At 72.6% G+C, this 6,816-nt stretch carries 6 protein-coding genes; 2 read left to right on the top strand and 4 right to left on the bottom strand.

The annotated features are described in order from the left end of the window. The first annotated feature begins 288 nt into the window (after nucleotides 1–288). Nucleotides 289–1,338 carry an aldo/keto reductase gene (locus tag IM725_RS19305; RefSeq protein ID WP_193782269.1) on the top strand — a complete coding sequence of 350 codons (1,050 nt, stop codon included), beginning with the start codon at nucleotides 289–291 and terminating at the stop codon, nucleotides 1,336–1,338. Between the two features lie 49 nt (nucleotides 1,339–1,387). On the opposite strand, the gene IM725_RS19300 is transcribed toward IM725_RS19305, so the two are convergent. Genes IM725_RS19300 through IM725_RS19290 form a run of 3 tightly spaced genes read right to left on the bottom strand, consistent with a single transcriptional unit; the run spans nucleotide 1,388 to nucleotide 4,916 of the window. Next, nucleotides 1,388–2,380, bottom strand: a complete 993-nt coding sequence (locus IM725_RS19300) for a c-type cytochrome (protein ID WP_193782268.1) — start codon at nucleotides 2,378–2,380, stop codon at nucleotides 1,388–1,390. Beyond that, on the bottom strand, nucleotides 2,377–4,143 hold the full coding sequence (locus IM725_RS19295; protein ID WP_193782267.1) for a GMC family oxidoreductase: 1,767 nt from the start codon (nucleotides 4,141–4,143) through the stop codon (nucleotides 2,377–2,379). Before IM725_RS19295 ends, IM725_RS19300 begins: the two co-directional genes overlap by 4 nt. Beyond that, nucleotides 4,143–4,916 carry a gluconate 2-dehydrogenase subunit 3 family protein gene (locus tag IM725_RS19290; protein ID WP_193782266.1) on the bottom strand — a complete coding sequence of 258 codons (774 nt, stop codon included), beginning with the start codon at nucleotides 4,914–4,916 and terminating at the stop codon, nucleotides 4,143–4,145. Before IM725_RS19290 ends, IM725_RS19295 begins: the two co-directional genes overlap by 1 nt. Before the next feature lie 113 nt (nucleotides 4,917–5,029). On the opposite strand from IM725_RS19290, the gene IM725_RS19285 reads away from it, so the two are divergent. Continuing rightward, nucleotides 5,030–5,803: a ferredoxin--NADP reductase gene (locus tag IM725_RS19285; protein WP_193782265.1), complete on the top strand. Its 774-nt coding sequence runs from the start codon at nucleotides 5,030–5,032 to the stop codon at nucleotides 5,801–5,803. Between the two features lie 16 nt (nucleotides 5,804–5,819). Here the strand turns inward: IM725_RS19285 and IM725_RS19280 are convergent, their stop codons facing one another. Further along, on the bottom strand, nucleotides 5,820–6,668 hold the full coding sequence (locus IM725_RS19280) for a hypothetical protein (RefSeq protein WP_193782264.1): 849 nt from the start codon (nucleotides 6,666–6,668) through the stop codon (nucleotides 5,820–5,822). Between the last annotated feature and the right edge of the window lie 148 nt (nucleotides 6,669–6,816).

Here is a 6,816-nt window from a genome sequence, read left to right as displayed (position 1 = left end):
CCGCCACCCCCGCCTCCACCGCATCCCGCGACGATCACGGCCGCGCCTGCGGCCACTCCCTGGTTGAAATGACGACGTTTCATGGAACCAGTATCTGAGCCCCAGCGGTGGCGAAAGGAGGCCGCGCTCAAATTTGGATGCGGGCCTACGGCCATGTCATCCATGTCGCACGAACCAAGGTTTCTCAGCGGGCGGCAAACGTTGCCAAGGCCCCACGCAACACGCCCGGCGCGCGATGCGGCACCATCGGCGGCTTCCGCATTTCCAATCAACGCAGGAGAAATCACGATGCGCTACCGCACCCTGGGCCGTACCGGCCTGTTCGTGTCCGAGCTGTGCCTGGGCACCATGACCTTCGGCGGCAGCGGCGAGACCATGTGGGCCCGCATCGGCCAGCTGCAGCAGGCCGAGGTCGACACGCTGGTGGGGCAGGCCCTGGACGCCGGCATCAACTTCATCGACACCGCCGACGTGTACGCCGGCGGCGTGTCGGAGCAGCTCACCGGCCAGGCGCTGAAGAACCTGAAGGTGCCGCGCGACCAGGTCGTGGTGGCGACCAAGGTCTTCGGCGACACCGGCACGGGGCCCAACGCGCGCGGCCTGTCGCGCAGCCACATCCTGGACGGCGTGAAGGCCAGCCTGCGCCGGCTGCAGCTGGACCACATCGACCTCTACCAGGTGCATGCCTTCGACCCGGCCACGCCCATCGAGGAGACCGTGCGCGCGCTGGACCAGCTGGTGCGCCACGGCCACGTGCGCTACGTGGGCGTGTCGAACTGGGCCGCCTGGCAGATCGTGAAGGCGCTGGGCATCGCCGAACGGCTGGGCCTGTCCCGCTTCGAATCGCTGCAGGCCTACTACACCGTGGCCGGCCGCGACCTGGAGCGCGAGATCGTGCCCATGCTGCAGAGCGAGGGCCTGGGCCTGATGGTGTGGAGTCCGCTGGCCGGCGGCCTGCTCAGCGGCAAGTACAGCCGCAGCCAGCAGGGCGAGGCCGGCAGCCGCCGCACCCACTTCGATTTCCCGCCGGTGGACAAGGCCCGCGCCTGGGACGTGATCGACGCGATGCAGCCGGTCGCGCAGGCCCAGGGTGTCTCGGTGGCGCAGGTGGCGCTGGCCTGGCTGCTGCACCAGCCGGTGGTGACCAGCGTGATCGTGGGCGCCAAGAAACCCGAGCAGCTCGCCGACAACCTGAAGGCCGGCGCGCTGCGCCTGTCGGCCGAGGAACTCGCCGCCATCGACGCCGCCAGCCGGCCCGCGCCCGAGTACCCGGGCTGGATGCTGGAGCGGCAGGGCGAGGCGCGGCGCGGGCAGGTGCAGGCGGCGCGGCTGGGCTGAGCGGCCCCACCCCGGCGGCGCGGTCGGCCCGGGTGCCCGGCCGCCCGCCTCAGCGGTTCGGCCCCTGTGCGGGGTTGCCCGCCGCGCCGCCCACGCCCTGGCTCTGCGACGCACCCGTGGTGGAGGCGCCCTGGTCCGTGCCCACGCCCTGGGTGGGCGCGGTGGCCGTAACCGGGCCCGACTTCACCGGCGGCTCGTGCGTGCCCGCGGCGGCCACGGCCTGCGCATTGCGCGGCTGCGGTGGCGGCAAGGCCGAGAAGTAGGCCACCAGCGCCTGCACCTGGCCGTCGTCCAGCGCCTTGGCGATGGCCGGCATCTGGCCGCTGGGGTCGTTGTGGCGGGCGCCGGATTTCCAGGCCGCCATGGCGTTGGCGAGGTAGGCCGCGTGCTGCCCCGCCAGGTAGGGATTGGGCCCGGCGTCGCCGATGCCCTGCGGCCCGTGGCAGTTGACGCAGGCCTGGATGCCGCGCGACTCGTCGCCCCGCACCGCGAGCACCGGCGCGCTCGCGGCCGTGCCGGCCTGCGGCGGCGCTGCCGGGGCGGACCCGCTCGCCGCGCCCGCGGCCTGCGGCGGCGCGCCCAGCGTCGAGTAGTACACCGCCACCTCCACGCGCTGCTGCGGGCTGAGGGCGCTGGCGATGGGCGTCATCACCGGGTTGGCGCGCGTGCCGTCGGCGTAGCTGTTGAGCTGGTGCAGGGTGTAGACGCTGCCCAGCGCGGCCAGGCGCGGGAAGCCCGAGCCGCCGTTGCCCTCCCCGCCCGCGCCGTGGCAACTGGCGCAGGCGGCGGCACCCGGGGCCCCCTGGGCGGCGATCTGCCGGCCGGCGGCGGTGTCCACGTTCGCGGGCACGATGAGCGAGGGCGAGCTCGAGGGCACCAGCGGCGCAGCGGCCGCCGAGGCGCTGCCCGCCGCGCCGCTGGCCGCGCTGGCGGACGAGGTGCTGCCGGGGGCCGGCGGCCCCACGTCCTCGCGGTTGCAGCCGGCGAGCACCAGCGCCGCCAGGAGCGCGACCGACAGGGAAGCGGCGAGCGTGCGGTTCATGCCAGCGGCCCCGGGTTGGGCAGGTACTTCTTGGTGATCGCGTCGGCGGCCCAGTAGGCCAGCGCGCCCAGCGTCCCGGTGGGGTTGTACGAAGCGTTCTGCGGATAGGCCGAGGCGCCGATGACGAAGACGTTGGGCACGTCCCAGCTCTGCAGGTAGCGGTTCACCACCGAGGTGGCGCGGTCCGCGCCCATGATCGCCCCGCCGGTGTTGTGGGTGGTCTGGTACTGGGTGATGGTGTAGGGCCCCTTGCGCGGCGCGGCGCTCACCTGGCGGGCGCCCATGGCGCGGCCGATCTCCTGCGCCTTGCCGGTGATGTATGCGCTCATCTTCAGGTCGTTCTCCGGGAAGTCGAAGGTCATGCGCAGCAGCGGCTGGCCCCAGGCGTCCTTGTAGGAGGGGTCCAGGTCCAGGAAGTTGCTGGCCACGGCGAGCGAGCTGCCGTGCACGATCAGCGAGCTGGTGTGGTTGTAGTGTCTGGCCACCGCCTGCTTCCAGCCCGAGCCCCAGGCCGGCGTGCCCGGTGGCGTGGGGTGGAACTCGATAGGCCGGCCGTGGCTCATCACCTCGCCGACGAAGGCGCCGCCCAGGAAGCCGGCCGGCCCGTGGTCGAAGTTGTCGGACACGAAGTCGGCGATCACGGTGCCGCAGGCGCCCGAGCGCATGAAGGGATTGATGTTCACCTTCTCGTCGAAGAACGCCTGCACGCCGCTGGTGGTCTGGTACGCGTAGTTGCGGCCGACCACGCCCTTTCCGGTGGCCGGGTCGTAGGGGGTGCCTATGCCCGAGAGCAGCAGCATGCGCACGTTGTGCAGCGCGAACAGCCCGACGATGACCAGCGAGGCCGGCTGCTCGAATTCGCGCCCGGCGCCGTCCACGTAGGCCACGCCAGTGGCCTTCTTGCGGTCCTTGTCGAGGTTGATGCGCAGCACCTGGCACTGGGTGCGCAGCTGGAAGTTCGGGTCCTTCATCAGCACCGGCAGCAGCACGGTCTGCGGCGAGGCCTTCGCGAAGTGCTCGCAGCCGTAGCGCTCGCAGAAGCCGCAGAACATGCACGAGCGCAGCGTCATGCCCTCGGGGTTGGTGTAGGTCTGGCTGAGGTTGGACGAGGGCTGCGGGAAGGGGTGGTAGCCCAGCCCGGCCGCGGCCTTGCGGAACAGCGCCGAGCCGTAGGGCTCCTTCTGCGGCGGCGTGGGGTAGTCGCGCGAGCGCGGGTCCTCGAAGGGGTTGCCGCCCGCGACCTTGCCGCCCTTGAGGTTGCCCGCCTTGCCGCTGGTGCCCAGCAGGTATTCGAAGCGGTCGTAGTAGGGCTCCAACTCGGCCGCCGTCACGCCCCAGTCCTGCACCAGCGCGCCCTGCGGGATGAATTTCTCGCCGTAGCGCTGCACCGTGTGCGAGCGCATGCGCAGGTCGCTGTCCTGGAAGCGGTAGGTCTGGCCGTTCCAGTGCACCGCCGCGCCGCCCAGCCCGGTGCCGGGCAGGAAGCTCTCGAAGCGGCGCACCGGCAGCGCGGTCTCGCTGGCCTTGTTGCGGAAGGTGAGCGTCTCGCGTGCCGCATCCTGGATCAGGCCCTTGTGGATGGAGTACTTCAGCTCGTCGTGCATCTGCGGGCCTTGGAAGTCGGGCACGGTGAAGCGCGGCTGGCCGCGCTCCAGGCCCACCACCTTGAGGCCGGCACGCGTGAGTTCGCGGCCCAGCAGCGTGCCGACGAGGCCCACGCCCAGCAGCACCGCGTCCACGGGCGGCAATTTTCGGGCGGCCATCAGCGGCGCCCCTTCGGGGCCGCGTGCCCGGTGGCCATCCCCATGTCCGGCCCCATGGCCTGCACATGGGCGCTGCCGTCCTGGCCCAGGCTGCGTGGGGGCGCGTTGAAGGCCAGGCCGTGCCGGTCGACCAGCTCGTAGTAGTTGCCGTAGGCGCCGGGAAAGCCGAGCATGGCCCAGGCGCCCATGCCCACGTTGCCGCCGTAGACCGGGTCGCTGAAGTAGCCCTCCACCGTCATCGCCCACAGCGATTCGAAGAAGGTCTTGGCCGGCACGCCCTCCAGGTCCTGGGTGCCGTTCTGCAGCTTCGTCAGGTAGGCGTCCTGCGCCGGGCCGTCCTGCTGCTCGAAGGGCTTGCCGCCCAGCTGCGGGTCGTGCGCGATGCCGCGCAGCGCGTTGCGGAACAGCTCGGCCGGGGTGAAGGGCAGCTGGTAGCCCTGGCTGGGCGTGCCCGGCTGCCAGGGGCCGCTGCGGTAGAGGCGTTCACCCGCGCCCCAGGCGCCGGCCAGCTGCCGGTCGATGTACTGCGGCACGCCCGCGTCCCGCGCGCCCGGCCCCAGCGCGTCGGGCGGGATCAGGCGGTCCACCGCGGCCTCGACGAAGGCCGCCTCGGGCTGGGTGAAGAAGAAGTAGCCCTGCGGCGCCGTGCCGGCCGGGGCGCCGGGGCCGCCCGGCGCGGGTGCGGCGGCGGGCGCGGCCGCCTGGCCGGCCTGCGGCACCAGGGCGGCAGCGCCGCCCACCTGGAGAAAGATGCGTCGTGAAATCTGGCTCATGGGTGTCGTGGTCCGGGGTCGGTCTGCCTGGAACCCGCACCGACGGCGCAACCCCCTGGCCAGCCCATGGTGAGCCGGTCGGCGATAATCGGGGGCTACCCAACGTAAAAGTCATGAGCGCATTCAACGAGGAGCGGGTGCTCTCCGTCCACCACTGGACCGACCGCCTGTTCACCTTCACGACCACGCGCGACGCGAGCTTGCGCTTTTCCAACGGCCACTTCACCATGATCGGGCTGAAGGTCAACGGCAAGCCGCTGCTGCGCGCGTACAGCATCGTCAGCGCGAACTACGAGGACCACCTCGAGTTCCTGAGCATCAAGGTGCCCGACGGCCCGCTGACCTCGCGCCTGCAGCACATCCAGCCCGGTGACACCATCATCGTGGGCCGCAAGCCCACGGGCACGCTGCTGACCGACTACCTGCTGCCCGGCAAGCGCCTGTTCCTGCTGTCCACCGGCACCGGGCTCGCGCCCTTCATGAGCATCGTGCGCGACCCGGAGACCTACGAGAAGTTCGCGCAGGTCATCCTGGTGCACGGCGTGCGCCAGGTCGACGAGCTGGCCTACCACGACATGCTGGTCGAGCACCTGCCCGCGCACGAGTTCCTGGGCGAGATGGTGAGCAGCCAGCTGCGCTACTACCCCACGGTCACGCGCGAGCCCTACAAGCACATGGGCCGCGTCACCGACCTGATGGAGAGCGGCAAGATGTTCGAGGACCTGGGCATCCCGCCGCTGGACCGCGAGCAGGACCGCGTGATGATCTGCGGCAGCCCGGCCATGCTCAAGGACCTCAAGCACATGCTCGAGGGCCGCGGCTTCGTGGAGGGCAACACCTCCAAGCCCGGCGATTTCGTCATCGAGCGGGCCTTCGCCGAGCAGTGAGCCCCGCGCGCCCGGCCTAGCCGGGCGATGCGCCCGCCAGCGCCGCCCGGCGCGCGGCATACCAGGCCTGGAGGCCGGCATCCGTGAAGGCCGCGGCCAGCCGGTCCGCCCGCAGCCGCGCCGCCGCCCCCTCCTCCACTTGGCCCAGGCACTCGCAGGCATGGGCCTGCTCCAGTTCCAGGAAGGCCCGGTCCACCGGCTGCGGCCCGCCCGCCTCGTTCGCGGCGATCAGGGCCAGCGCCTCGCGGGAAAAGCCCAGCGCGGCGTCGAAATCCTCCAGCGCGGTCGCGACCGTCGCGCGCAGGTAGAGCGCGCGCTCCACCTGGACCCAGGTGCCCGCGCGGGCCCAGAAGCGATGGGCCTGGGCCGCACAGCGCAGCAGCGCGCCGCGCAGCACCGGGTCCCGCAGGTCGGCGGGCGCTCGCTCCTGCAGCGCGCCGGCCAGGTTGTTCAGGCAGGCCGCCACCGCCGCGTCCAGGCTCGTGGCCTGCTGCCAGCCGGGCTGCTCCACCGCCCACAGCAGGTCCTGCGCGAGCTGCCCCGCCTCGGCCGCGGACAGGCGCTGCACCGTGCACACCGCCGCGCTCAGGCGCACCACCTCGTCCGCGCGGCCGGGGTCCGCCTTCACCGCCGCGGCATAGGCCTCGGTGAACCCGCGCGTGGCGGCGGCGTCGCCCGCCGCGAAGGCCGCGGCCGCGGCCAGCCGCAGGCGGCCGGGCGTGACGCCGGGGAAATCCAGGGACCGCTGGTGCAGCGCCAGCGCCTCGCGCCAGGCGCCGAACTTCTCGCCCAGCACGTGGTTGAGCAGGAAGGCGAAGCCCGGGAGCTCGGCCGGGGCGAGGGACTGCGGGTCCAGGGAGCGCAACAGGGCGGCCGCGGTGTCGGGGTCCGTGTCGTGGCAGGCCTGGGCCTGGGCCAGGCGTTCGCCGGGCCCGGGCCGGTCGCGGGCGGGGTCTGCGGGCGGACCGGCTGGCCGCGGCCTTCACGGATGCCGGCCTCCAGGCCTGGTATGC

The sequence above is a fragment of the Ramlibacter aquaticus genome (assembly GCF_015159745.1).
Lineage (GTDB): Bacteria > Pseudomonadota > Gammaproteobacteria > Burkholderiales > Burkholderiaceae_C > Ramlibacter > Ramlibacter aquaticus.
The sequence above is the reverse complement of the archived record's forward strand: the minus strand, read 5'-3'. Positions and strand labels throughout refer to the sequence as shown.

What these genes read in the sequence shown, in the direction of transcription:
- IM725_RS19300 (WP_193782268.1), bottom strand. Translation starts at nt 2,380, where the DNA reads ATGAACCGCACGCTCGCCGCTTCCCTGTCGGTCGCGCTCCTGGCGGCG.
- IM725_RS19285 (WP_193782265.1), top strand. Translation starts at nt 5,030, where the DNA reads ATGAGCGCATTCAACGAGGAGCGGGTGCTCTCCGTCCACCACTGGACC.
- IM725_RS19305 (WP_193782269.1), top strand. Translation starts at nt 289, where the DNA reads ATGCGCTACCGCACCCTGGGCCGTACCGGCCTGTTCGTGTCCGAGCTG.
- IM725_RS19290 (WP_193782266.1), bottom strand. Translation starts at nt 4,916, where the DNA reads ATGAGCCAGATTTCACGACGCATCTTTCTCCAGGTGGGCGGCGCTGCC.
- IM725_RS19295 (WP_193782267.1), bottom strand. Translation starts at nt 4,143, where the DNA reads ATGGCCGCCCGAAAATTGCCGCCCGTGGACGCGGTGCTGCTGGGCGTG.